This window comes from Streptomyces sp. NPDC017979, from assembly GCF_044328175.1.
Classification (GTDB): Bacteria; Actinomycetota; Actinomycetes; order Streptomycetales; family Streptomycetaceae; genus Streptomyces.
This window is the reverse complement of record NZ_JBIRGU010000011.1, coordinates 122,143-145,809: the sequence shown is the minus strand read 5'-3', so window position 1 is coordinate 145,809 and position 23,667 is coordinate 122,143. Positions and strand designations below refer to the sequence as shown.

The window sequence follows — 23,667 nt, the reverse complement described above, 5'->3', positions numbered from 1 at the left end:
ATCGGGGGCCGACGGCCCTTGGGGGAGCGGGCGGGGCGGGGCAGGATGAGGGGGGAGCAGCAGCACGACAGCGGGAGGAAGCACGTGAGCGATCCGAACACGGTCCGTAACGTCTCGGGCGAGGACGAGGTCGTCGATCTGTGCCGGGAGCTGATCCGGATCGACACCAGCAACTACGGGGACCACTCGGGCCCGGGCGAGCGCGCGGCGGCCGAGTACGTCGCGGAGAAGCTCGCGGAGGTGGGGCTCGAACCGAAGATCGTGGAGTCGCACCGGGGACGCGCCTCCACGGTGGCGCGGATCGAGGGGGAGGACCCGTCCCGGCCCGCCCTGCTCATCCACGGGCACACCGACGTCGTCCCGGCGAACGCCGAGGACTGGACGCACCACCCGTTCTCCGGGGAGATCGCGGACGGCTGCGTGTGGGGCCGGGGCGCGGTCGACATGAAGGACATGGACGCCATGACGCTGGCCGTGGTGCGCGACCGGATGCGCAGCGGGCGCAAGCCCCCGCGCGACGTCGTGCTGGCCTTCGTCGCCGACGAGGAGGCGGGGGGCGCGTACGGCGCCCGCTACCTCGTCGACAAGCACCCGGACTTCTTCGAGGGCGTCTCGGAGGCGATCGGCGAGGTCGGCGGCTTCTCGTTCACCGTCAACGAGAAGCTGCGGCTGTACCTGGTGGAGACCGCCCAGAAGGGCATGCACTGGATGCGGCTGACCGTCGACGGCACCGCCGGCCACGGCTCGATGACCAACGACGACAACGCGATCACCGAGCTGTGCGAGGCCGTGGGGCGGCTCGGGCGGCACCGCTGGCCGGTGCGGATGACGAAGACCGTGCGGTCCTTCCTGGACGAGTTGTCCGACGCGCTAGGGACCCCGCTCGACCCCGAGGACATGGACGCCACCCTCGCCAAGCTCGGCGGCATCGCCAAGATGGTCGGCGCGACCCTCCACAACTCCGCCGCGCCCACCATGCTCGGCGCCGGGTACAAGGTGAACGTCATCCCCGGGCAGGCCGTCGCGCACGTCGACGGGCGCTTCCTGCCGGGGTACGAGGACGAGTTCCTGAGCGAGCTGGACCGGCTGCTCGGGCCGCGGGTGCGGCGCGAGGACGTGCACGCCGACAAGGCGCTGGAGACCAGCTTCGACGGCGACCTGGTGGACGCCATGCAGTCGGCGCTGCGGGCCGAGGACCCGATCGCGCGGGCCGTGCCGTACATGCTCTCCGGCGGCACGGACGCCAAGTCCTTCGACGACCTCGGCATCCGCTGCTTCGGCTTCGCGCCGCTGAAGCTGCCGCCGGAGCTGGACTTCGCGGGGATGTTCCACGGGGTGGACGAGCGGGTGCCGGTCGAGGGACTGAAGTTCGGCGTACGCGTGCTCGACCGCTTCCTCGACCAGTGCTGACCTCCTCCGGCCGGGCCGGTAGCGCCGGGCCGGCCGCAAGGGCCCGGCGCGACGGCTCCGCAATCGTTCCTGTGTGCGGCTGACTGGAAAGAGTGAAAGCCTCCTTCGTCTCGTAGCCCTCGGTGAGCCCTCCTCGTTACAGGTGTTGCGGTCCGCGGCTGGGACCGCATTGCCTACGAGGAGGAATCATGATCAAGAAGGTCGTCGCTGCCGCAGCTGTCACGGGTGGTCTGGTGCTCGCCGGTGCGGGTGTGGCCACGGCTGACGCGGGTGCCCAGGGTGCCGCCGTGAACTCTCCCGGTGTGCTCTCGGGCAACGTCGTCCAGGTCCCGATTCACATCCCGGTGAACGCCTGCGGCAACACCGTCTCCGTCATCGGGCTGCTGAACCCCACCTTCGGCAACACCTGCATCAACGGCTGACTGAAGTGACTCGACCCCCGAGGGTTCGAGTGTGAACCCGGGCGGTCCCGGAGCGCGCAGCACGCGTTCCGGGGCCGCCCGGCCTTTCCCCCGGGCGTTCGGCCCGGAGGAGATCCCGTACGAGCGAAGAAGGCAGGAAAGACCTATGAGACAGGTCACTCGGAAGGGCCTGATCACCATGGCTGCGGCGGGCGGGGCTCTCGCGCTCGGCGGGAGCTACGCCCAGGCCGACTCGGGGGCTTTCGGAGCCGCCACCAACTCCCCGGGCGTCGCCTCCGGCAACAACGTCCAGGTCCCGGTCAACGTTCCGGTGAACGCCTGCGGCAACTCCGTCGACGTCGTCGGGCTGCTCAACCCGGCGTTCGGCAACGAGTGCGCCAACACCTCCGCCAAGCCCAAGCCCGTGTCGAACCCCGCCCCGGGCACCGGCACCCCGGGCACGGCGACCCCGGTCGGCGGCGGTTCGCAGACCGGTGGCGGCGCCCACGCCGGCGGCGGCACGGCGAACTCGCCCGGCGTCGGCTCCGGCAACAACATCCAGGCCCCCGTCGACGTCCCGGTGAACGCCTGCGGCAACACCGTCGACGTGATCAGCCTGCTCAACCCGGCCTTCGGCAACGACTGCGCCAACGACAGCTCCATCACCCGGCCGCACGTCCCCGCGCAGCCCGGCGAGCCCAGCAAGCCGCCGACCACGAACACCCCCACCCCCCCGGTCACCCCCAAGACCCCGCCGACCGCGGTGAAGGGGACCGACCGCGAGCCCAACCGGCCCGTGGCGCACTCCGCCGACCGTCCCGTCGAAGCCGACGAGACGCTGGCGCAGACCGGTGCCGACTCCCTCGGCCTGATCATCCCGGTGGGCGCCGGGATGCTGCTCGCGGGCGCAGTGCTCTACCGACGGGCGCGCGCCTGACCGCGTGCCCCCGGCACGCGCCGTACGCCCCCGACTGACTCCAGCCGCCCCTTCTTGTCGCGCTCAGGCCGCGCCGCAGCGCCGGCCGCACCGCGAAGGGGCGGCACGATCGAGCGGGCCCCGCCGAGGCAGGGCCCGCTTCGCGCTGATCACCACGTGGCGCGCAGTTGACGGATGATGCGTCGCCGCAGCCGCACCCTACGGCTGCCGTCCCTCAGCAGCGTCAGTCGGTCCAACTCCCAGTGTCCGTACTCGGCATGGTCGGTCAGCAGACGGGTCGTCTCCTTGCGGGGCACCCCGCGCGGGACGTACACATCGACAAATTCGTATTCCGGCATCGCATCTATTGTGCGGGCACCGGCCCCAGACGGATAGCGTCTGCACTATGTCTGATGCTGCGCAGCCCACCGCCGCCGAGGTACGTGCCGCCGCCGAGGCGGTCAAGGCCGCCCTCGACCGCCACCTCGCGGCTGTCGAGAACCGCACCGGAGAGGACGACCCGGCCGTCTACGAAGCGTTCAACGCCCTCGCGGCGGCGGCGGAGGCGTACGACGAACGCCTCTACGACCGCTACGACGAAGTCACGCCCTTCGAGATCCCGGGGGTGGACGACGCGCTCCCGCCGTACGCGGGGCCCGAGAACCCCAACGCCCTCAGCGTCCTCATCCGTCGGGACTACGCCGTCGTGGAACCGCAGCGGCTGCTCTCGCAGGCACAGCGCCTCGCCGACCTCGACGCCGACGACCCGGAGCGGGCCCAGGTCGTCGGCGCCAGCGTGCACGCGGCACTCGGAGTGCTCTTCGGGGAGTACGAACCCGACGAGATCGCCTCCCGGCACAAGGAGTTCGGCCTGGACGAGGGGGACTCCACGCTCTGGGTCTCGGCGGCGGACGAACCGGCCGAGCCCGGCGAGTGGCTCAGCGCCCCCTTCGAGGCGGACACGCAGCGGGTGGTCTGCCGCTTCGACGTCAGCTCCGTCTTCGACGAGGACGACCTGGGGGAGGAGTTGGACGAGGTGCGCCGCTGAGGCCCTCCCCGACGCTGTGACCGGGCCCCGTACCCCCGCTTCGGCAAAGGGGAGTACGGGGCCCGGGCCGTCACGTCCACGGGCCTCCGATCGGACGGTCGACCGGGGCCGGTCTACCTCAGGCCCGGTGCGTCAGCAGCGTTGTGGCGATCGCGACCTGCGTCGGTTCCAGGGCGGACTTGCCGTCCTCGACGTCCCACAGGCCGTTCTGCAGGACGCGGCCGAGGGTCCAGCCCACGGCCCGGTGCCGGTCCGTGTCGACGGCCTCCGTCAGCACGTCGAAGCGGCGCAGTACCGCGCGGGTGACGTCGCCGGAGGCCACCACCTCGCCCCAGCGGTCGTCCAGCGCGGGCAGCAGGTCGAACCCGGGGTCGCCGGCGAGCGGTTCGGGATCGATGGCGAGCCACGGCTCGCGCTCCCCGGCCAGGACGTTGCCGCCGTGCAGGTCCCAGTGGAGCAGGCGGTCGCCGGCCTCGCCGATCAACTCGCGGACGGCGGCCGCGCAGGTCTCCAACAGCTTTCGCTCGGCCGGGTCGTGCAGCGCGGGGGCGGCCTGCGGGGTCGCGTCCACCATCGCGGTGGCGATGTCGGACAGCCGGCGCACGCCCCGCGGCGAGGGGACCGCGGTGAGGCGCGCCATCAGATCGGCGAGCACCTTCAGGGCCGCCTCGCCGTCGGCGACCGAGTTGACGGGACGGGTCGCGTCGAGGCGTTCCAGCAGCTGGGTCGCCGACGCCTCGTCATGTTCCAGCAGTCGTACGACGCCGTCGCCGCGCCACGCCCGCAGCCCGACGGCGGCACCTGCGGTCTCCTCCCGCAGCTGCTGGAGCTTCAGGGCGGCGGGCGTGCCGTCGGCCCGGAGCACGGGCAGCACCAGGGACGCCATGCCGTGGGCCGGCGGGCCGTCGATGCGCAGCTCCCAGCGCTCCAGGAAGCTGCCGCCGAGCTTCGGCAGCTCGGCGAGCCAGCGCTGTGCCTCGGGCTTGCCGACGCCGTAGATGGCGACGAACGTCTCGGGGACGTCGATCGTGGTCGATGCGTGCATGGAAAGGACCTCCTTCGCAGAAACGTCGCGAGCGCGGTTCGGCTCGCGGTGCGGGGCGAAGGAGTGCGTGGGGGTGCCCGGGTGTCGGGCAGGCGTCAAATCATCGGTTCACCGTAGCGAACTCGATGATCACGGGCCCGCGATTTAAACGGGCCGGGACTTGACGGACCGGGACGCTCCGGGCGTCTCCGGTCGGTTCGGGGAGTCCCGCGCGGCCCTGCGGTGCTGGGGTTGCCCGGCGTGTGGCGCGGGGGCGCCGCGAGGGCTGTGCGGTGTTGGCGCCTGCGCCCCGGTGGTGGGCTTGTCGCGCAGTTCCGCCCCCTACGCCCTGCGGGCGTGGGAGGACCCCCAGCGCCCCCGGGACCTCGCTCGTCTGCGGCCCTGGGGTTGTTCGCGCAGTTCCCCGCGCCCCTAAACACCCGCAGAGGGCAACGCTCCCGCAGGAGAACGGCGGACATGCCCAGGGGTGCTGGGGGAGGAACCGCGCGACCAGCCCCCGCCGAGCCGCGGAGACCAACGCACGTGCAGGGCTAGGCGGCTCCGGCCAGATGCATGGGGAGCGGGGGCTCTCCCGGGCGCAGGAGGGGGCGCCGTCTGACACGGCTTAGGACGGCTGGGACAACAGGCCCTCCAAGAGGAGGCGCAGGCGGGTCGTGCGGGGTTGGGCGGGGGCGGTGGCGACCGCCTGCGGTAGGGCCCGGTCGACGCCGTGGACCACGGAGAGGTGGCGCTCGGCGCGGCCGAAGGCCGTGTACACCCAGGGGCGGGTCAGGGCGCCGGCGGCGTCGCCGGGGAGCACCACGACCACGGCCGGCCAGCGCAGGGCCGCCGCCTGGTGCGCGGTGAGGGCCCAGCCGTGGCGCACCGACGACCCCACGCGTTCCTTGGGCACGGTCACGGCGGTGCCCGAGCAGTCCAGGTGGAGGCCGCGGGCGTCCGCGGAGACGACCGTGCCGGGCAGGGTGCGGCCGGGGGCGGGGACGTACGCCACCCGGTCGCCCGGGTCGAAGCCGCCGAAGCAGCCGGGGCCCGGATTGAGCCGCTCCTTCAGGGCGGTGTTGAGCGCACGGGTGCCGGCCGGGCCGGTGTGGGCCACGGTGACGACCTGGGTCTGCTCGGTGGGGACGCCGATGGCGCGGGGCACGGAGTCCGCGACGAGCTGGACGGTGCGGTGGACGGCCTCGCCCGGGTCGCGCACGGGCACGATGACGACTTCCTTCTCCGGTGCGGCCACCTCCGTCAGCTCGCCGATGCCGATGCCGGAGACCAACTCGCCGATCGGGCCCGCGTCCGGGAGGCGGGAGGCGACCTTGGGGCACACCCCGGCGGCGAGCAGGTCGGCGAAGACCTGGCCGGCGCCGGCCGGGCCGAGCTGGCCCGGGTCGCCGCTGAGGAGCAGCCGGGCGCCGTCCGGCAGGGACTCGACGAGGGCCGCGGCGCACTCCACGTCCAGCCGCGGCGCGTCCAGCACGACGAGGAGGTCCAGCGCGAGCGCCCCCTCCTCGTCCCGACCCGGGCCGGCGCTGCCGGACAGCAGGGCGGCGACGGTGACCGCGACGGGGCCCAGGGCGCGGGCGGCCTGCTCGCTGTGGACGGCGACGAGGGCCCGCAGCCCGAGCGCCGCGGCGCTTTTGGCGACGGCGACCGGTTCCGCGCGGGCCGCCTCGCCGCCGGTGTGGGCCACCAGGCCGTGGGCGGCGATCGCTCGGGTCAGCTCGGTGGGCCCGGGGGCGGCTTCCCAACGCTCGTCGGCGCCGGCCTTGGCGAGCCGGGCGAGCCCGTCCGCGAGGCTCTCCTCCGCGAGGGCGTAGCGGTCGAGCCCGAGCAGCAGCGGAGCGGACTGCCTGGCGGAGGCGTCCGCGGCGGCCCCGTCGTCGGAGCCTTCGTCCTCCTCGCCCACCTGCTCGTCGGAGGCTTCGGCGCCGTCCTGGAACGCGAGTACGGCGCCGTCGGCGACGGCCTGCCGCAGCGCCTCGTCGGGCGCGGGGACCGAGCGCTCGGCGAGCCCGGCCAGCACGGCGGACGCCTCCAGCGCGGTGTGTCCGTGCAGCGCCGCGCGCTCCAACTGCCAGGCGATCAGCGCGGCCGTACGCCGCTCGTCGCCCGGCCCGCACCCGTCGCCCAGGAGGGCGCGCGCGAATTCGTCGGCCTGCTCGGGACGGACGCCGGGCACGCTCAGCAACTGCCAGGGGTCCTCGCGGAGCACGTCGGCGGCCTGCTCGCCCAACTCCGCCACGGCGCGCGCGGCCACCTCCTGCGGCGCGCCGCCCGCGGCGAGCACGGACCGCACCGCAGCGACGGCCTCCGGTGCCGGGGCGGCGGGCGCCTGCGCCTGGTGCGGCACGGCAGCGGCGGCGCTCGACGGCGCGGGCTCGGCACGGCGTTCGGCCGGGCTCGACGCGGCCGGGGCAGCGGGACGGGCCGGGGCAGTGAAGAAGGCGCCGCCGGACTTCTCGCCGCTCTCCACGGCCCGTACCGCGGCGAGCAGGTCGGCGGCCGTGCCCGTCAGCTTCGTACCGCTGTCGACCGGGCCGGACTTGTGGGCCTTGCGCTCCGCGATGCGGGCCCGCAGCTCCCGCTGTGCCACCAGCTCCGCCTGGGCCTCGGAAAGCTCCGGGGCATCGGCATCGGCATCGGCGTCGGCCGCACCCTCGGCCTTGTCCTCGGCGTCGGCCGCACCCTCGGCGTCCGCTGCGTCCCCGGCCTCCGGTGCTTGCGGCGCGTCTGCGGCGTCCGGCGCGGTCTCGACGGGGGCGTCGGTGACCGGCGGCTCGGTCTCGGGCGCGGGCTCGGTGTCGGCCGGGGACGGTCCCCGGGAAGACGCGGTCACAGCGTGCTCCAGTCCTGATCGGGATAGCGGTGCACGGGCGCCGACACGTCGTCGAGCGCCTGGCAGATCTCGTCGGGAAGCGTAAGCGTCTCCACTGACAAAGCGGTGACGAGCTGCTGCGCGTTGCGCGCGCCGACGATGGGCGCGACCACGCCGGGGCGGTCCCTGACCCAGGCGAGCGCCACGTGCAGCGCGGAGGTGGCGAGCCCGTCGGCGGCGGTGACCACGGCGTCCACCACGCTGGCAGCAGCCTCGTCCAGATAGGGATCGACGAAGGCGCCCAGCCGCTCGGACGCGCCCCGGGAGTCCGACGGCACACCCGTTCGGTACTTCCCCGTCAGCACCCCGCGGCCCAGCGGGGACGACGGCAACAGCCCCACTCCGAGATCCAGCGCCGCCGGCAGCACCTCGCGCTCGACGCCGCGCTGGAGGAGCGAGTACTCCATTTGGGTGCTGGCGAGCCGGGTGCGGGCGCCCGGCGCGGCCAACTGCCAGGTCGCGGCCTTCGCGAGCTGCCAGCCGCAGAAGTTCGACACGCCGGCGTACCGCGCCCGGCCGCTGCTGACCGCGATGTCCAGCGCCTGGAGGGTCTCCTCCAGCGGGGTCTGCGGATCGAAGGCGTGCACCTGCCACAGGTCGACGTAGTCCGTGCCCAGGCGCTGGAGGGAGTCGTCGAGGGCGGCGAGCAGGTGCCCGCGGGAGCCGTCGAAGCGCCGGTCGGGGTCGGGGACGCTGCCCGCCTTCGTCGCGATCACCAGATCGCGCCGGGGCACCAGGCGCTCCACCAACTGCCCCAGCACGTACTCGGCATCGCCGCCGCCGTACACGTCGGCGGTGTCGACGAGCGTGCCGCCCGCCTCCCAGAACGCCTTCAGCTGATCGGCGGCGTCGTGCTCATCGGTGTCCCGGCCCCAGGTCAGGGTGCCGAGTCCGATCCGGGACACGCGCAGGCCGGTGCGGCCGAGATGCCTCTGCTCCATGAGGGCTGAGATTACTGGCCAAGGGCGCACACGGAGAGAGCCTGTGGACAACCGCGTGGCACATGCCGGGAGGGCCTGTGGACAACCACCGTGGCGCACGCCACCACCGGGCACCCCGCACCGCCCCTGACGCCGCGGGGCACCGCGCGCTAGAGTCCCCGGACAAGCGACGTTACTGATCGGTAAGGGGAGTGGTTATGCGGCTCGGCATCAACCTCGGTTACTGGGGCGCGGGCATGGACGGCGACAACCTGGCCGTCGCCCAGGAGGCCGACAGGCTCGGCTACGACGTCTGCTGGGCCGCGGAGGCGTACGGCTCCGACGCCCCGACCGTGCTGAGCTGGGTCGCCGCGCGCACCGAGCGCATCGACGTGGGCTCCGCGATCATGCAGATCCCGGCCCGTCAGCCCGCCATGACGGCGATGACCGCCGCCACCCTCGACTCCCTGTCCGGCGGCCGCTTCCGGCTCGGCCTCGGCGTCTCCGGCCCGCAGGTCTCCGAGGGCTGGTACGGCGTGAAGTTCGACAAGCCGCTCTCCCGCACCCGCGAGTACGTCGAGATCGTCCGCAAGGCGATGGCCCGCGAGCGGCTGACCCACGAGGGCGAGCACTGGACCCTGCCGCTGCCCGGCGGCCCCGGCAAGCCGCTCAAGCTCACCGTGCACCCCCAGCGCGAGCACATCCCGCTCTACATCGCCGCCATCGGCCCCAAGAACCTGGAGCAGACCGGTGAGATCGCCGACGGGGCGCTGCTGATCTTCCCCTCGGCCGAGCACCTGGAGGAGACCGCGCTGCGACCGCTGCGCGCAGGCCGCGAGAAGGCCGGCAAGACCATGGAGGGCTTCGACGTCTGCCCCACCGTCCCGCTCGCCGTCGGCGACGACGTCGCGGCCCTCGCCGACACCTTCCGCCCGTACACCGCCCTGTACGTCGGCGGCATGGGCAGCCGGAAGCAGAACTTCTACAACCAACTCGCCCAGCGCATGGGGTACGAGAAGGAAGCCGCCGAGATCCAGGACAAGTACCTGGCCGGGGACAAGGACGGCGCCGCCGCGGCCGTACCGCAGCAGCTGATCGACTCCACCACCCTGCTCGGACCGGTGGAACGGATCGCCGACGGGATGCGGGCCTACGCGGACGCCGGCGTCACCACCCTCACCCTCGCCCCCGCCGGCTTCACCCTCGACGAGCGGATCGCCGGGCTCCGCGCGGGCACCGAAGCTCTGGAGCGCGCCGGACTGGCGTGAGCCGCGGCGGACGGCGACAGGGCCCGCCCGACTGCCTGAAGCGCCGGGCGGACCCTGGAGGTCCGTGGCCGTGGTGGGGGCTCGGGGGCACCTCCCCGCCACGGCCGTCACGCGTACAACGCCCGCGCCCCCGCACCGGTTACTGCTCCTCGCCGGGGCACGGATGACCGACCGCCCGGAGCACGCCCTACCCCGTTCGGCGGATCCGTCCGACCCGAGCTGTTGCCACCTCGCCCGCACCGCACTTGACTCGTTCTTTGCGGATGCCTTCAGGAGGTGCCAGTCATGCTCTCGGCCCGAAGCCTGTTCCAGGAAATCATCGACAACGACGACTCCTACCAGCTCTTCTGCTCCATCGCGGCCAGCGGCGAGGCCCAGGGCGGCTGGGAGAACGCCCGGATCGCGGCCCTCGTGCCCCCCGAGCTCCAGGAACTGGCCCCCAGGATCACCCGCCACGGCGCCGACGAGGACAAGCACGGCCGGATCTTCAACGCCCTGCTGAAGAAGCGCGGGCTCGAACCCGTGCCCGTACCGCCGGAGGCCGACTACACCATGCTGCTGGAGGGCCGGGGCATCGGACTGGCGCACGAGAAGCTGGGCCGCGACGAACCCCTGAGCGAGGAGGACATCGTCGTGTACCTCTCCCACAGCAGGGTCACCGAACAGCGCGCGGCCGAGCAGATGGACATGCTGCTCACCTTCTTCGAAGACCACCCCGAGGTCGGCAAGGCCGTCAAGATGATCTCCAACGACGAGACCAACCACCTGGCGTACTGCCACGAGGAGCTGCTGCGCCTCGCCGCCGCCGGGCACGGCCGGACCATCCACCGGGTGCTGCGCCAGAGCGCGCTCGCGGAGATCGCGATCTACCGCGACGTCAGCCTCGCCGTGATGGCCCACATGGGTCGACTGCTCGGCTGGCCGCGGTCCAAGTCCGCCGTGCTCGCCGCGGGCATCCACGGGATGTACGCGTACGAGCGGCTGGGCGGCTGGCGGCGCATGGTCAGCCTCGCCATGCCGGAGCGGCGCGGCGCGCTGGACGGACCGGCGACCACGGCCCCCGCGATCTGACCGCCCCCGCACCCGACCCGCAGGACCCGTGGGCCCGCGCGCTCACAGCCAGCCGCGGCGCTTGAAGAGTCGGTGCAGGCCCCACACCACCACGGCCATCAGCACCAGGACGGTCGGATATCCGCCCACCCACCGCAGCTCCGGCATGTGGTGGAAGTTCATCCCGTAGATGCCCGCGACCATCGTGGGCACCGCGGCCATCGCCGCCCACGCCGAGATCTTCCGCATGTCGTCGTTCTGCCGCACCCCCTGCTGCGCCAGATGGGCCGCCAGGATGTCCGAGAGCAGCCGGTCCAACGCCTCCACCTGCTCGTTCGCCCGCGTCAGATGGTCCTCGACGTCCCGGAAGAAGGGCCGGGAGCGCTCGTGCACGAACGGCACTCCGCTGCCCGCCAGCCGGGACATCGGCGCCACCAGCGGCCCGCTGGCCCGCCGGAACTCCAGCAACTGCCGCTTGAACCGGTAGATCCGCGCCGCCGTCGGCCGGCCCGAACCGCCGTCCCCGCCGGGTGAGAAGACCTCCGTCTCCAACTCCTCCAGGTCCAACTGCAACTCCCCGGCGACCTCGATGTAGTCGTCGACGACCGCGTCGCTCACCGCGTACAGCACCGCCGTCGGACCGTGCGCCAACACCTTCGGATCGTCCTCCAGCCGCCGGCGCACCGCCGCCAGCGGCGCCCCCGCGCCGTGCCGGACGGTCACCACGAAGCCGTCGCCGATGAAGAGCATCAACTCGCCCGTGGTGACGACGTCGCCCTCCGGCTCGTACACCACCGGTTTGAGGACCACGAACAGCGAGTCGTCGTACACCTCCAGCTTGGGGCGCTGATGGGCCCGCAGTGCGTCCTCCACCGCCAGCGGATGGAGCCCGAAGGCGTCCCGCACCAGGTCGAACTCGTCCGCCGTCGGCTCGTGGACCCCCACCCACAAGAAGGCGTCGCCGCTGGCCCTGGCCGTGGCCAGGGCGGCGGAGAAGTCGTCGGGGGCCTCGGTGCGACGGCCCTTGCGGTAGACGGCGCAGTCCACGATCACGGCGTGCTCCCTTCCCCGTGCGCGCCCGGCGCACACGTGCCGTCGGCCGGGCGAGCCCCGTGCGTCCCGCGCGGCGGTGCCGTGCGCCTACCCTGGCGGGCATGGCCACGCTGATCCTCGTACGTCACGGACGTTCCACCGCCAACACCGCGGCGGTGCTCGCCGGCCGCACCCCCGGGGTCCACCTCGACGAGCGCGGCGGCGCGCAGGCGGCGGGCCTGCCGGGGCGGCTCGCCGGAGTGCCGCTCGCCCTCGCCGTCAGCAGCCCGCTGGAGCGCTGTCGCGAGACCCTGCAACCCCTCCTCGACGCCCGGCCCGGGCTCGACCTGCACGTCGACGAACGCATCGGGGAGTGCGACTACGGCGACTGGTCCGGGCGCAAGCTGGCGGAGTTGGCCGGCGAACCCCTGATGGAGGTCGTCCAGCACCACCCGTCCGCCGCCGCCTTCCCCGGCGGGGAGTCCCTGCGCGGCATGCAGCAGCGGGCCGTGGAGGCCGTGCGCGCCTGGAACGACCGGGTGGACGCCGAGCACGGCGAGGACGCCCGTTACCTGATGTGCTCGCACGGGGACGTCATCAAGTCCGTCGTGGCCGACGCACTCGGCCTCCACCTCGACCTCTTCCAGCGCATCCACGTCGAACCCTGCTCCGTCACCGTCGTCCGCTACACCCGCACCAGGCCCTTCCTGGTCCGGCTCGGGGACACCGGGGACCTCGCTCCGCTGGTGCCGAACCCGGCCCGCGAGACCCCCGCCGAGGCCGGCGCGGAGGGCGACGCGGTGATCGGAGGCGGCGCGGGCGCCCCGTGATCGTCGGGCGCAGTAGGGTTGGAGCGCCCCAGTGCCTGAATGGCAGCACAGTCCACCCCACATTCCCCGTGGGGGTTCCCGAGTCTTGAGGGAGTCAGAGCGTGTCCCGTCAGGTGTTCCTCTACGACCCGCCGGACCGGTTCGTGGCCGGTACGGTCGGGCTCCCCGGACGCCGTACGTTCTTCCTCCAGGCGTCCGCCGGAGGGCGAGTCACCAGCGTCGCACTGGAGAAGACGCAGGTCGCAGCCCTTGCGGAGCGAATCGACGAACTGCTCGACGAAGTCGTGCGCCGCACCGGGGGCAACGCCCCGGTGCCCGCGGTCGCCCCGACCGACATCGCCGACACCGCCCCGCTGGACGTGCCGGTCGAGGAGGAGTTCCGCGTCGGCACCATGGCGCTCGCCTGGGACGGCGAGGAACAGCGCATGATCGTCGAGGCGCAGGCGCTGGTCGAGTTGGACGCCGACTCCGAGGAGGACCTCGCCGAGGCCGAGGAACGGCTGCTCCAGGACGAGGAGAACGGCCCGCCGATGCTGCGCGTCCGCCTCACCGGGGCCCAGGCGCGCGCCTTCGCCAAGCGCGCCCTGGACGTGGTGAACGCGGGTCGCCCGCCGTGCCCGCTGTGCAGCCTCCCGCTCGACCCGGAAGGACACGTATGCCCGCGCCAGAACGGATACCGCAGGGGAGCGTGACCGGCCCCGACCTGCTGACCCTGCTCGCCGACGGCGAGCTGACCGTGCGCGGCCGCATCCCCGAGGCGTCCAACGCGGCGCTGCTGTGCACGGTCGCCCACGAGGGCCGGGAAGCCTCCTGCATCTACAAGCCCGTCGCCGGCGAGCGCCCGCTGTGGGACTTCCCCGACGGCACCCTCGCGCAGCGCGAGGTCGCCGCCTTCGAAGTCTCCGAGGCGCTGGGCTGGGGGCTCGTACCGCCGACCGTGCTGCGCGACGGACCCTACGGCGAGGGCATGGTGCAGCTGTGGATCGACGCCGACCCCGGAGCGGAACTCCTCGCCCTGGTCGAGGGCGAGGAGCCGGGCGAGGGCTGGAAGGCGATCGGCTTCGCCGAGGTGGGCGAGGGCCGCACCGCGCTCCTGGTGCACGCGGACGACGAACGGCTACGGCGGCTCGCCGTCCTCGACGCGGTGATCAACAACGGCGACCGCAAGGGCGGCCACCTGCTGCCCGCGCCCGACGGCGCGCTGTACGCCATCGACCACGGCGTCACCTTCAACGCCGACGCCAAGCTGCGCACGCTGCTGTGGGGCTGGGCGGGGGAGCCGCTGCCCGCCGACGCGGTGGCCGCCCTGGAGGAACTGGCGCAGGCGCTGGAGCCGGGGCGGCAGCTCGCCACCCGACTGGGCGAACTGCTCACCCCGGCCGAGGTCGACGCGATCCGCGCCCGGGTGGCCCGACTGCGCGACAGCGGCCGGCACCCCGCGCCCTCGGGGGAATGGCCGGCCATTCCCTGGCCCCCGATGTGAATTCCGGCCCGCCGGCACCGCCCCGGCCTGCGGCGACGACCCGCGGGGCGGCGTCCGAGCGAAGTCGTTGTACCCCACACGCGCGCCGGGACGGGGCCTGCGGTTAGGCTCGATGGCATGCATGCCTGGCCCGCTTCTGAGGTCCCCGCCCTGCCCGGCAAGGGCCGCGACCTCCGGATCCACTCCACCGCGGACGAGGGTCCCGTCACCCTCGTCCCCGGTCCCGTCGCCCGTATCTACGTCTGCGGCATCACGCCGTACGACGCGACCCACCTGGGGCACGCGGCGACCTACAACGCGTTCGACCTCGTGCAGCGCGTGTGGCTCGACACCAAGCGGCAGGTTCACTACGTCCAGAACGTCACCGACATCGACGATCCGCTCCTGGAGCGCGCGGTGCGGGACGGCGAGGACTGGACCCTCCTCGCGGAGCGCGAGACCGCCCTGTTCCGCGAGGACATGACCGCCCTGCGGATGCTGCCGCCGCAGCACTACATCGGTGCGGTCGAGTCGATACCCGGCATCGTGCCGCTGGTGGAACGACTGCGCGACGCCGGCGCCGCCTACGAACTGGACGGCGACACCTACTTCTCCGTCGAGAGCGACCCCCACTTCGGCGAGGTCTCGCACCTGGACGCCGAAACGATGCGACTGCTCTCCGCCGAGCGCGGCGGCGACCCCGAGCGCCCCGGCAAGAAGAACCCCCTCGACCCGCTGCTGTGGCTGGCCGCCCGCGACGGCGAGCCCCACTGGGACGGCGGCAGCCTCGGCCCCGGCCGCCCCGGCTGGCACATCGAGTGCGTGGCCATCGCCCTGGAACACCTCGGCATGGGCTTCGACGTGCAGGGCGGCGGCTCCGACCTGGCGTTCCCGCACCACGAGATGGGCGCGTCGCACGCCCACGCCGTCACCGGCGAGCACCCCTTCGCCAAGGCGTACGTGCACGCCGGCATGGTGGCGCTGGACGGCGAGAAGATGTCCAAGTCCCGGGGCAACCTGGTCTTCGTCTCCGCGCTGCGGCGCGACGGCGTCGACCCGGCCGCCATCCGACTGGCGCTGCTCGCCCACCACTACCGCGCGGACTGGGAGTGGACGGACGAGGACCTGACGGGCGCGGTGGCGCGGCTCGGCCGTTGGCGCGCCGCGGTCTCCCGCCCCGACGGACCGTCCGCCGACGGCCTGTTGGAAGAGGTCCGGGAAGCGCTCGCGAACGACCTCGACGCTCCCGCGGCGCTCGCCGCGGTCGACCGCTGGGCGGAGCGCCAGCAGTCCGAGGGCGGTACGGACGAGGGCGCGCCCGGGTTGGTGTCCCGCACCGTGGACGCGCTGTTGGGCGTGGCGCTCTGACGACGCGTCGACGGCCCTCGCCCTGAGGGCTTTCGGCCGGTCCAAGACAGGCCCCAGGGTCGCCGGGGGGTGCGTCACCCCCCGGCGACCCGCTCACTTCCGGCCAGCGCGGGGCGTGGCGTCCTCCGGTGTGGCAGGTTGTCGGTGTCCCTTGTCCCCCGTCCGACGGGACATCGACCGGAAGGACGCTCCATGCCACGCTCCTTCGCCCGAAGAGGGGTGCTGGGCGCTGCCGCCGCCGTGGGCGGCGCGGCCCTGCTCGCCCCGGCCGCCGCGGCGGTCCCGACCACCCGCGCCCCCTGGCCCACCGGCTTCCCGCTGCCCCGCGGCTTCAGGCCCGAGGGCATCGCCATCGGCACCAGCCCGTACGCCTACTTCGGCTCGCTCGCGGACGGGTCCGTCCACCGGGTGGCCCTGGCCACCGGCCGCGGCCGGACCGTCGCCCCGCCGCTCGGACCCGAACACAACGTCGTCGGGCTCAAGATCGACCGCCGTGAGCGGCAACTCTTCCTCTGCGGCGGCTGGAACCGCGAGATCCGGATCGTGGACGCCGCCACGGGCGCGCCGCTCGCCGCGTACACCGGCCTCGGCACGGCCGACACCGGGATCAACGACGTGGTGCTCGCGCCCGGCGCCGCCTGGTTCACGGACTCCTTCAACCCGCACGTCTTCCGACTGCCGCTGGACCGGCACGACGAACCGACGGGCCCCGTCGAGACGGTGGCGCTGACCGGGGACTGGGAGCAGGGCCCGGCGTTCACGACCAACGGCATCTCCCGCACCCCCGACGGCCGTTCCCTGCTGCTGGCGAACAACGTCGTCGACGGCGGCGGGCTGGTGCGGATGGACCCGAGGACCGGTCGCTGCCGCCGCGTCGACCTCGCCGGGTTGCGACTGCCCTTCGCCGACGGCCTGTTGCTGCTGGGGCGACTGCTGTACGTGGTGCAGCAGCAGCTCAACACGGTCAACGTGCTGCGGCTGGACGACGCCGGCACGCGGGGCACCGAGGTCGACCGGATCACCGACGTCCGCTTCAGGATCCCGACGACCGCCGCCGCGTACGGGAACCGGATCTATCTGCCGAACGCCCGCTTCGACGTGGAGCCGACGCCGGACACCGAGTACGACGCGGTCGCGGTGCGACGGGTACGGGGCTGAGCGCGCGGGGCGCGGGGCCGAACACGCGGGAAGGGGCGGCGCCGGCGCTGCCGGGCACCGCCCCTTCCTCCGCGCCGCACTCGTCGGCGCGGTACGTCACTCGTCGGCGTCGGACCCGCCGCGGGACGGACCCGACTCGCCCGACTCGCCGGGCCCTTCGGGTCTCTCGTCCCCGTCGCCGGCCCCGTCCGCTTCACCGTCCGGTCGGTCCTGCTCCGGTCGGTCCTGCTCGGGCTGGTCCTGCTCGGGCCGCCCGGCCTTCGGTGGCCGGTTCGCACCGCCGGTCACGTCCCGCAGGCCCGAGGTGTCCTTCAAGTACGGCGCCCCGGGGCCACCCGCCGTCGGGCCGCCCTCGCCGCCGTCCCCGACGACGCCCGGGCCCGCGCCCGGTCCGCCGTCCCGCCGACGCAGATAGCGCTCGAACTCGCGCGCGATCGCCTCGCCCGACGCCTCCGGCAGCTCCGCCGTGTCCCGGGCCTCCTCCAGCGTCTGCACGTACTCCGCCACTTCGCTGTCCTCGGCGGCCAGTTGGTCCACGCCGAGCTGCCACGCCCGGGCGTCCTCCGGCAGTTCGCCCAGCGGGATGTGCAGCTCGATCAGGTCCTCCAGGCGGTTGAGCAGCGCCAGCGTCGCCTTCGGGTTCGGCGGCTGCGACACGTAGTGCGGCACCGCCGCCCACAGGCTCACCGCGGGCACGCCCGCGTGCGTGCACGCCTCCTGGAGGATGCCGACGATCCCGGTCGGGCCCTCGTAGCGGGTCTCCTCCAGGTTCATCGTCCGGGCGAGGTCCGGATCGGAGGTGATGCCGCTGACCGGCACCGGGCGGGTGTGCGGGGTGTCCCCGAGCAGCGCACCGAGGATCACCACCATCTCCACGCCCAACTCGGCGGCGATGCCCAGGATCTCGTTGCAGAACGAACGCCACCGCATCGACGGCTCGATGCCGCGCACCAGGACCAGGTCCCGCGGCTTGTCGCCGCCGACCCGCACCACCGAGAGCCGGGTCGTGGGCCAGGTGATCTTTCGTACGCCGCCGTCCAGGAACACCGTGGGGCGGTTGACCTGGAAGTCGTAGTAGTCCTCGGCGTCGAGCGCCGCGAACACCTCGCCCTTCCACTCCCGCTCCAGGTGCGCGACCGCAGTGGAGGCTGCGTCGCCGGCGTCGTTCCAGCCCTCGAACGCGGCCACCATGACCGGGTCGATCAGCTCGGGTACCCCCTCGAGCTCGACCACCCAGTGCCTCCTTCCGACGTCTTCTTCCGTACGCCCCAACCTTACGGCTTGCGGACCGGCCCGCCGCAGCCCCGTGCACGCCAGGGTGAACTTCGGCTGATCTTGAGCAACGGTGGAACCAACGCGGATTCATCCGAGCTGTCGCCTCGGAAGTCCGCCATCGTGCCGGTGAATTCGGTTGAAGGAGTGGACTCACTGCACGCTACGGCGCTATACATCGGATGATCAAGAGGTCGGATCACCAAGGGATCCCTTGATCGCTCCGTCATCTGCTTCCGTGCCGGAGCGCCGGAGTGCGAGCGCGTCCCCGGCTCGGCGCGCCGACCGGCGTGCTCACCTGCAACTCGTCGTCAGCGTGAAGGCGTTGGGCGGGCCGTCGGCGTCGTGGAACCGGTTCCACGACGGGCCGATCGTCGTCGCCCCGGTGATCCCCGTGTTGGTGGTCTCGCGCTTCGCGGGCCGCGAACGCCAGGAGCGAGTGGGCCGGCCGAGGGCCACCGGGCCCCGCGGCCCTCCGTTGCTCCTTGTCGCCCCGCGTCACAGTGAGGAGCGCAGCCACTGCTCCACGCTGGCGACGTGCACCGTGGCCCAGGAGCGGGCCGCCTCCGCGTCGCCGTCGCGCAGCGCATCGAGTATGGCGCGGTGTTCGTGGAGCGTACGGCTGACCGCGTCCTGTTGGGTCAGTCCACGCCAGATCCTGGCCCGGGTCGTCGGCCCGGAGAGCCCGTCGAGCAGGGAGCACAGCACGGAGTTGCCCGACCACTGGACGATCCCGCGGTGGAATTCGAGATCGGCGGCGACCAGTTCCTCCACGGAGGGCGCCGACCCCAAGGCGTCCAACTGCGAGCCGAGTGCGTCCAGCCCCGCGTCGGTGATCCGACCCGCGGCCAGCGCGGTCGCGGCCGGCTCCAGGATGCGGCGCACCGCCAGGAACTCCAGCAGGGTGTCGTCCCGGTGGAAGTCGACGACGAAGCTCAGCGCTTCCAGCAGGAGCTGGGGATCGAGGCTGGTGACGTACGTCCCGTCACCCTGGCGGACGTCGAGGATCCGGATCAGCGAGAGCGCGCGCACCGCTTCCCGCAGGGAGTTGCGGGACAGCCCCAACTCCGCGGCCAACTCGCTCTCCTTGGGGAGCCGGTCCCCGGGACGCAGCGCACCGGAGACGATCATGCCCTTGATCTTTTCGATCGCCTCGTCGGTGACGGCCATGACGGCCTCCTCGCCCCTTGAGTCATCGGAGGTCTGATGGTGTCCGAGAGTACAACGTGGGCGACTCCGTCGGAGCCGCCCACGTCGGGGGAGCAGGGGGCGCCGACGGCGTCAGGGCCGCTTGGCGAGCAGGTCCGCCACCTTGCCCCGGACCTCGTCGGTCGCCAGGCCCCGGATGGTCAGGGTGGTGCGGCGGCGCAGCACGTCGTCCGCGGTCTCGGCCCACTCGTGGTCGCGCGCGTACACGACCTGCGCCCAGATCTCCGGGGCGTCCGGGTGGACCCGCTCGGCCAGCGCCGGGTCGTCGTTCGCCAGCCGGGCGATGTCGAAGGCGAGCGAGCCGTAGTGGGTGGCGAGGTGACGGGCGGTGTCCGCGGCCATCCGAGGCCCCGGCGCCGGGCCGTCGACCAGCAGCCGGTGCTCGACGGCCCGGGGGTTGGCTATGCCGGGCAGCGGGAGCTTCTTCGGCAACGTCGAGATCGGCTCCATGTCCTCGCCCAGCGGACCGCCGGGCAGGGCGGCGAGCTTGTTCATCACCGTGCGGCCGATGTGGCGGAAGGTGGTCCACTTGCCGCCGGCCACCGACAGCATCCCGCCGCGGCCCTCGCTGACCACGGTCTCCCGCTTCGCCTTGGAGGTGTCGCCGGGGCCGCCCGGCAGCACCCGCAGGCCCGCGAAGGAGTAGGTGATCAGATCGCGGGAGAGCTGCTGGTCGCGGATGGAGTACGCGGCCTCGTCCAGGATCTGCGTGACGTCCGCGTCGTTGACCGCGACCTCGCCCGGATCGCCCTCGTACTCCTCGTCGGTGGTGCCCAGCAGGAGCATGTCCTCCCAGGGCAGGGCGAAGGTGATGCGGTACTTGTCGATCGGGGTGGCGAGCGCCGCCCGCCACGGCGAGGTGCGCTTGAGGACCAGGTGGGCGCCCTTGGACAGTCGGATCGAGGGGGCCGCCTGCGGGTCCTCCATCCGCCGCAGGTGGTCCACCCAGGGGCCGGTGGCGTTCAGCACCAGCCGGGCGGACACGCCGAACTCGGCGCCGTCGAGCCGGTCCTTGAGCTCCGCGCCGGTCACCCGGCCCTTGGTGAACCGCAACCCGGTGACCTCGGCGTGGTTGAGCACGGTGGCGCCCGCGGCGACGGCCGCGCGGACCGTCATCAGCGCCATGCGGGCGTCGTTCATCTGGTCGTCCCCGTAGACGGCGACGGCCTTCAGGTCCTCGGTGCGCAGCTCCGGCACGTCGCGCCGGGCCTTCGCCGGGCTGATGACGTGGCCGACGCCGTCCCCGAAGGCGGAGAGCGCGGAGTACGCGAAGACGCCAGCGCCCAGCTTCGCGGCGCCGTGCGGCCCGCCCTTGTACACGGGCAGGTAGAAGGTGAGCGGGTTGGAGAGGTGGGGGGCCACCTCGCGGGAGACCGCGCGCCGCTCGAAGTGGTTCTCCGCGACCAGCTTCACCGCACCGGTCTGCAAGTAGCGCAGCCCGCCGTGGAGCAGCTTGGAGGAGGCGGAGGAGGTGGCGCCGGCGAAGTCGCCGGCGTCCACCAGGGCCACCCGCAGCCCGGCCTGCGCGGCGTGCCAGGCGGTGGAGATGCCCAGGATGCCGCCGCCGACGACCAGGAGGTCGTAGGTCGCCTGGGCGAGCTGCTCCCGGGTTTCGGCGCGGCCGGGCAGCGGACCGGCGGCCGGGTGCGTCCCAAGAGCGGGGACGCTCTGCAGGGTGGTCATGTCGCTTACTCCTCGTGCTCGATCCAGCCCATGGTCCGCTCGACGGCCTTGAGCCAGTTCTTGTACTCGCGCTCACGCCGGTCGGCGTCCATGCGCGGGGTCCATTCGGCGGCCCGGCGCCAGTTGGCGCGCAGCGCGTCCGTGTCCGGCCAGAAGCCGACGGCGAGGCCGGCGGCGTAGGCCGCGCCGAGGCAGGTCGTCTCGGCGACCATGGGGCGCACCACGGGTGCGTCCAGGACGTCGGCGAGCGTCTGCATCAGCAGGTTGTTGGAGGTCATGCCGCCGTCGACCTTGAGCGCGGTCAGCTCGACGCCGGAGTCCTTCGTCATCGCGTCGGTGATCTCGCGGGTCTGCCAGGCGGTGGCCTCCAGCACCGCGCGGGCGATGTGCGCCTTGGTGACGTAGCGGGTCAGCCCGGCGATCACGCCGCGGGCGTCGGAGCGCCAGTACGGGGCGAAGAGGCCGGAGAACGCCGGGACGACGTAGGCGCCGCCGTTGTCCTCCACCGACAGGGCCAGGGTCTCGATCTCCGCGGCCGAGTTGATCAGGCCCATCTGGTCGCGCATCCACTGCACCAGCGAGCCGGTGACGGCGATGGAGCCCTCCAGCGCGTACACCGGAGCCTGGTCCCCGATGCGGTAGCCGACGGTGGTCAGCAGCCCGTTGTAGGAGTTCACCGGGGTGCCGGCGGTGTTCATCAGCATGAAGGTGCCGGTGCCGTACGTGGACTTGGCCTCGCCCTCGGCGAAGCAGGTCTGGCCGAAGAGGGCGGCCTGCTGGTCGCCGAGTGCGGAGGCGACGGGCACCCCGTCGAGCACGCCGCCCTTGGCGGTGCCGTACACCTCGGAGGAGGAGCGGATCTCGGGCAGCAGCGCCGCCGGCACCTCCATGGAGGTGAGGATCTTCTCGTCCCAGGCCATGGTGTGCAGGTTCATCAGCATGGTGCGGGAGGCGTTGGTGACGTCGGTGACGTGCACGCCGCCGTCGACCCCGCCGGTCAGGTTCCAGATGACCCAGGAGTCCATGGTGCCGAAGTGGATCTCGCCGCGCTCGGCGCGCTCGCGCAGCCCCGGCACGTTGTCGAGCAGCCAGCGGACCTTGGGCCCGGCGAAGTAGCTGGCGAGCGGCAACCCGGTCTCGCGGCGGAAGCGGTCCTGGCCGACGTTGCGACCGAGTTCCTTGCACAGGGTGTCGGTGCGGGTGTCCTGCCAGACGATGGCGTTGTGCACCGGCTCGCCGGTCTTCTTGTCCCACAGCAGCGTGGTTTCGCGCTGGTTGGTGATGCCGATCGCCTTGACGTCGTCGCGGGTGATGCCCGCCTTGGTGAGGGCGCCCGCCACGACCTCCTGGACGTTGGTCCAGATCTCGACGGCGTTGTGCTCGACCCAGCCGGGCTTGGGGAAGATCTGCTCGTGCTCCTTCTGGTCGACGGAGACGATCCGGCCGTCCCGGTCGAAGACGATGCAGCGGCTGGAGGTGGTGCCCTGGTCGATGGCGGCGATGAAGGGGCCGGCTGTGTGCGTGTCGGTCACGGGAAGCTCCTGCTCGAAGGTGGGTGGGTGACGGGGCCCGTTCGCCCGTGCGTCAGACGAACGCGAGGTCGTAGATCCCCGCTGCGAGGGCTCCGCCCGCCAGCGGTCCGACGACGGGGATCCAGGCGTAGCCCCAGTCGGAACGGCCCTTGTTGGGCAGCGGAAGCAGGGAGTGGACGATGCGGGGGCCGAGGTCGCGCGCCGGGTTGATGGCGTAGCCGGTCGGGCCGCCGAGGGAGAGGCCGATGCCGACCACGACGAAGGAGGTGATCAGTCCGCCGAGGACGCTCAGGCCCTTGCCGCTGTCGTTGAGGCCCTGGGTGAGCACTGCCAGCACCAGCACGGCGGTGCCCAGGATCTCGGTGGCCAGGTTCTGCCAGACGACGCGGACCTCGGGTCCGGTGGAGAAGATGCCGAGCACCGGGCCGGCCTTGGTGCCGCCGTGCGGGCCCTCGATGGGCTTCTCCTGGGGATTGCCGACGATCTCGGGGTCCCGCAGGTGGGACATGAACTGTCCGTAGTACGCGACCACGACCAGCGCGGCGCCGATCATCGCGCCGAGCAGTTGTCCGGCGACGTAGACGGGGACGTCCGACCAGCTGTCGTCCTTGATGGCGATGCCCAGGGTGACCGCGGGGTTGAGGTGGGCCCCGGAGAGCGGGCCGGTCATGTACACGGCCGTCATCACGGCGAAGCCCCACCCGAAGGTGATGGCCAGCCATCCCGCGCCGCGCGCCTTGGAGTTCTTCAGACTGACGGCGGCGACGACGCCACCGCCGAGCAGGATGAGTACGGCGGTACCGATGATTTCGCCGATGAAGATGTCGGAGCTGGACACCGTGACTCCTTTGTCCTTGTCCAGGAATGGCGAACCCCGGTTGCCCCCGGTGGTTCGTCCCTCGGCGGGGGCCGAGGGTGTTCCGGTCCTTGGCGCAGTCACACTCTAACGCGGTTTTCCGTTAGGTGTTCGACAATGCCGACCGTTGAACGGCAGTTTTCCCGCACGTCAACACGCCGTCAAGGTCTGTGGCTCAAGAAGCTCGGGAAACCTCGGAGGGGCCCGTGCGTGCTGGCTCGACGTCCTCGCTGCTGGATGCATGGTGATCCGATGATGCACCCAATATGTCCGAGCCGCCCGATTCCCTAGGCCGGCCGTCGAGCGCGGCCGGCACCGGGCCGGGCGGATGCGACGTG

At 72.8% G+C, this 23,667-nt stretch carries 21 protein-coding genes; 11 read left to right on the top strand and 10 right to left on the bottom strand.

Annotation, left to right across the window (positions count from 1 at the left end; translation table 11 throughout):
- The first annotated feature begins 45 nt into the window (after positions 1–45).
- The 3 genes from ACH4E8_RS25970 (at position 46) to ACH4E8_RS25960 (ending at position 2,748) form a co-directional block, all read left to right on the top strand.
- Positions 46–1,410 carry a M20/M25/M40 family metallo-hydrolase gene (locus tag ACH4E8_RS25970; RefSeq protein WP_398452257.1) on the top strand — a complete coding sequence of 455 codons (1,365 nt, stop codon included), beginning with the start codon at positions 46–48 and terminating at the stop codon, positions 1,408–1,410.
- Positions 1,411–1,598: 188 nt separating this feature from the next.
- Positions 1,599–1,832, top strand: a complete 234-nt coding sequence (locus tag ACH4E8_RS25965) for a chaplin (RefSeq protein WP_398452255.1) — start codon at positions 1,599–1,601, stop codon at positions 1,830–1,832.
- Between the two features lie 145 nt (positions 1,833–1,977).
- Positions 1,978–2,748, top strand: a complete 771-nt coding sequence (locus ACH4E8_RS25960) for a chaplin (protein ID WP_398452252.1) — start codon at positions 1,978–1,980, stop codon at positions 2,746–2,748.
- A gap of 149 nt (positions 2,749–2,897) precedes the next feature.
- Here ACH4E8_RS25960 and ACH4E8_RS25955 read toward each other — a convergent pair whose 3' ends face one another.
- Entirely contained in the window at positions 2,898–3,086 is a 189-nt protein-coding gene (locus tag ACH4E8_RS25955) for a DUF5703 family protein (RefSeq protein ID WP_361535552.1), read from the bottom strand.
- 47 nt (positions 3,087–3,133) lie between these two features.
- Between ACH4E8_RS25955 and ACH4E8_RS25950 the strand changes: the two genes are divergently transcribed.
- The gene (locus tag ACH4E8_RS25950; RefSeq protein ID WP_398452249.1) at positions 3,134–3,775 is read left to right on the top strand and encodes a hypothetical protein; all 642 of its coding nucleotides are present in this window, start codon (positions 3,134–3,136) and stop codon (positions 3,773–3,775) included.
- Positions 3,776–3,893: 118 nt separating this feature from the next.
- Here the strand turns inward: ACH4E8_RS25950 and ACH4E8_RS25945 are convergent, their stop codons facing one another.
- The 3 genes from ACH4E8_RS25945 to ACH4E8_RS25935 form a co-directional block, all read right to left on the bottom strand.
- Entirely contained in the window at positions 3,894–4,820 is a 927-nt protein-coding gene (locus tag ACH4E8_RS25945) for an aminoglycoside phosphotransferase family protein (RefSeq protein ID WP_398452247.1), read from the bottom strand.
- A 604-nt stretch (positions 4,821–5,424) separates the two neighbouring features.
- Positions 5,425–7,650: a helix-hairpin-helix domain-containing protein gene (locus ACH4E8_RS25940; protein ID WP_398452244.1), complete on the bottom strand. Its 2,226-nt coding sequence runs from the start codon at positions 7,648–7,650 to the stop codon at positions 5,425–5,427.
- On the bottom strand, positions 7,647–8,630 hold the full coding sequence (locus tag ACH4E8_RS25935; RefSeq protein ID WP_398452242.1) for an aldo/keto reductase: 984 nt from the start codon (positions 8,628–8,630) through the stop codon (positions 7,647–7,649). The genes ACH4E8_RS25940 and ACH4E8_RS25935 overlap by 4 nt, the downstream gene beginning before the upstream one ends.
- Before the next feature lie 197 nt (positions 8,631–8,827).
- On the opposite strand from ACH4E8_RS25935, the gene ACH4E8_RS25930 reads away from it, so the two are divergent.
- On the top strand, positions 8,828–9,877 hold the full coding sequence (locus ACH4E8_RS25930) for an LLM class F420-dependent oxidoreductase (protein WP_398452240.1): 1,050 nt from the start codon (positions 8,828–8,830) through the stop codon (positions 9,875–9,877).
- Positions 9,878–10,162: 285 nt separating this feature from the next.
- Positions 10,163–10,948 (top strand): ferritin-like domain-containing protein, encoded by a 786-nt coding sequence (locus ACH4E8_RS25925; protein WP_398452238.1) that lies wholly within the window; start codon positions 10,163–10,165, stop codon positions 10,946–10,948.
- A 42-nt stretch (positions 10,949–10,990) separates the two neighbouring features.
- On the opposite strand, the gene ACH4E8_RS25920 is transcribed toward ACH4E8_RS25925, so the two are convergent.
- Positions 10,991–11,980, bottom strand: coding sequence for a magnesium and cobalt transport protein CorA (locus ACH4E8_RS25920; RefSeq protein WP_398452235.1), 990 nt, complete (start codon positions 11,978–11,980; stop codon positions 10,991–10,993).
- A 101-nt stretch (positions 11,981–12,081) separates the two neighbouring features.
- Between ACH4E8_RS25920 and ACH4E8_RS25915 the strand changes: the two genes are divergently transcribed.
- The 5 genes from ACH4E8_RS25915 to ACH4E8_RS25895 all read left to right on the top strand — a co-directional run bounded on the left by ACH4E8_RS25915 (position 12,082) and on the right by ACH4E8_RS25895 (position 16,777).
- Entirely contained in the window at positions 12,082–12,789 is a 708-nt protein-coding gene (locus tag ACH4E8_RS25915) for a histidine phosphatase family protein (RefSeq protein ID WP_398452233.1), read from the top strand.
- A gap of 101 nt (positions 12,790–12,890) precedes the next feature.
- The gene (locus ACH4E8_RS25910) at positions 12,891–13,481 is read left to right on the top strand and encodes a DUF3090 domain-containing protein (protein ID WP_398452230.1); all 591 of its coding nucleotides are present in this window, start codon (positions 12,891–12,893) and stop codon (positions 13,479–13,481) included.
- Entirely contained in the window at positions 13,445–14,272 is an 828-nt protein-coding gene (locus tag ACH4E8_RS25905; protein ID WP_398452229.1) for an SCO1664 family protein, read from the top strand. Before ACH4E8_RS25910 ends, ACH4E8_RS25905 begins: the two co-directional genes overlap by 37 nt.
- Before the next feature lie 117 nt (positions 14,273–14,389).
- Positions 14,390–15,619, top strand: coding sequence for a cysteine--1-D-myo-inosityl 2-amino-2-deoxy-alpha-D-glucopyranoside ligase (gene mshC / locus ACH4E8_RS25900; protein ID WP_398452227.1), 1,230 nt, complete (start codon positions 14,390–14,392; stop codon positions 15,617–15,619).
- A gap of 192 nt (positions 15,620–15,811) precedes the next feature.
- Entirely contained in the window at positions 15,812–16,777 is a 966-nt protein-coding gene (locus ACH4E8_RS25895; protein ID WP_398452225.1) for an SMP-30/gluconolactonase/LRE family protein, read from the top strand.
- Between the two features lie 96 nt (positions 16,778–16,873).
- Here the strand turns inward: ACH4E8_RS25895 and ACH4E8_RS25890 are convergent, their stop codons facing one another.
- From ACH4E8_RS25890 to ACH4E8_RS25870, 5 genes are all read right to left on the bottom strand, one after another.
- The gene (locus tag ACH4E8_RS25890; RefSeq protein ID WP_398452222.1) at positions 16,874–18,010 is read right to left on the bottom strand and encodes a PAC2 family protein; all 1,137 of its coding nucleotides are present in this window, start codon (positions 18,008–18,010) and stop codon (positions 16,874–16,876) included.
- 537 nt (positions 18,011–18,547) lie between these two features.
- The gene (locus tag ACH4E8_RS25885; RefSeq protein WP_398452220.1) at positions 18,548–19,219 is read right to left on the bottom strand and encodes a FadR/GntR family transcriptional regulator; all 672 of its coding nucleotides are present in this window, start codon (positions 19,217–19,219) and stop codon (positions 18,548–18,550) included.
- 111 nt (positions 19,220–19,330) lie between these two features.
- Positions 19,331–20,941, bottom strand: coding sequence for an FAD-dependent oxidoreductase (locus ACH4E8_RS25880; protein WP_398452217.1), 1,611 nt, complete (start codon positions 20,939–20,941; stop codon positions 19,331–19,333).
- A 5-nt stretch (positions 20,942–20,946) separates the two neighbouring features.
- Positions 20,947–22,473, bottom strand: coding sequence for a glycerol kinase GlpK (glpK, locus tag ACH4E8_RS25875; protein ID WP_398452214.1), 1,527 nt, complete (start codon positions 22,471–22,473; stop codon positions 20,947–20,949).
- A gap of 52 nt (positions 22,474–22,525) precedes the next feature.
- On the bottom strand, positions 22,526–23,311 hold the full coding sequence (locus ACH4E8_RS25870) for an MIP/aquaporin family protein (RefSeq protein WP_398452211.1): 786 nt from the start codon (positions 23,309–23,311) through the stop codon (positions 22,526–22,528).
- Positions 23,312–23,667 lie beyond the last annotated feature (356 nt).

Coding starts and splice junctions, on each gene's coding strand:
- ACH4E8_RS25970 (WP_398452257.1), top strand. CDS start 46: ATGAGGGGGGAGCAGCAGCACGACAGCGGGAGGAAGCACGTGAGCGAT.
- ACH4E8_RS25965 (WP_398452255.1), top strand. CDS start 1,599: ATGATCAAGAAGGTCGTCGCTGCCGCAGCTGTCACGGGTGGTCTGGTG.
- ACH4E8_RS25960 (WP_398452252.1), top strand. CDS start 1,978: ATGAGACAGGTCACTCGGAAGGGCCTGATCACCATGGCTGCGGCGGGC.
- ACH4E8_RS25955 (WP_361535552.1), bottom strand. CDS start 3,086: ATGCCGGAATACGAATTTGTCGATGTGTACGTCCCGCGCGGGGTGCCC.
- ACH4E8_RS25950 (WP_398452249.1), top strand. CDS start 3,134: ATGTCTGATGCTGCGCAGCCCACCGCCGCCGAGGTACGTGCCGCCGCC.
- ACH4E8_RS25945 (WP_398452247.1), bottom strand. CDS start 4,820: ATGCACGCATCGACCACGATCGACGTCCCCGAGACGTTCGTCGCCATC.
- ACH4E8_RS25935 (WP_398452242.1), bottom strand. CDS start 8,630: ATGGAGCAGAGGCATCTCGGCCGCACCGGCCTGCGCGTGTCCCGGATC.
- ACH4E8_RS25930 (WP_398452240.1), top strand. CDS start 8,828: ATGCGGCTCGGCATCAACCTCGGTTACTGGGGCGCGGGCATGGACGGC.
- ACH4E8_RS25925 (WP_398452238.1), top strand. CDS start 10,163: ATGCTCTCGGCCCGAAGCCTGTTCCAGGAAATCATCGACAACGACGAC.
- ACH4E8_RS25915 (WP_398452233.1), top strand. CDS start 12,082: ATGGCCACGCTGATCCTCGTACGTCACGGACGTTCCACCGCCAACACC.
- ACH4E8_RS25905 (WP_398452229.1), top strand. CDS start 13,445: ATGCCCGCGCCAGAACGGATACCGCAGGGGAGCGTGACCGGCCCCGAC.
- mshC (WP_398452227.1), top strand. CDS start 14,390: ATGCATGCCTGGCCCGCTTCTGAGGTCCCCGCCCTGCCCGGCAAGGGC.
- ACH4E8_RS25895 (WP_398452225.1), top strand. CDS start 15,812: ATGCCACGCTCCTTCGCCCGAAGAGGGGTGCTGGGCGCTGCCGCCGCC.
- ACH4E8_RS25885 (WP_398452220.1), bottom strand. CDS start 19,219: ATGGCCGTCACCGACGAGGCGATCGAAAAGATCAAGGGCATGATCGTC.
- ACH4E8_RS25880 (WP_398452217.1), bottom strand. CDS start 20,941: ATGACCACCCTGCAGAGCGTCCCCGCTCTTGGGACGCACCCGGCCGCC.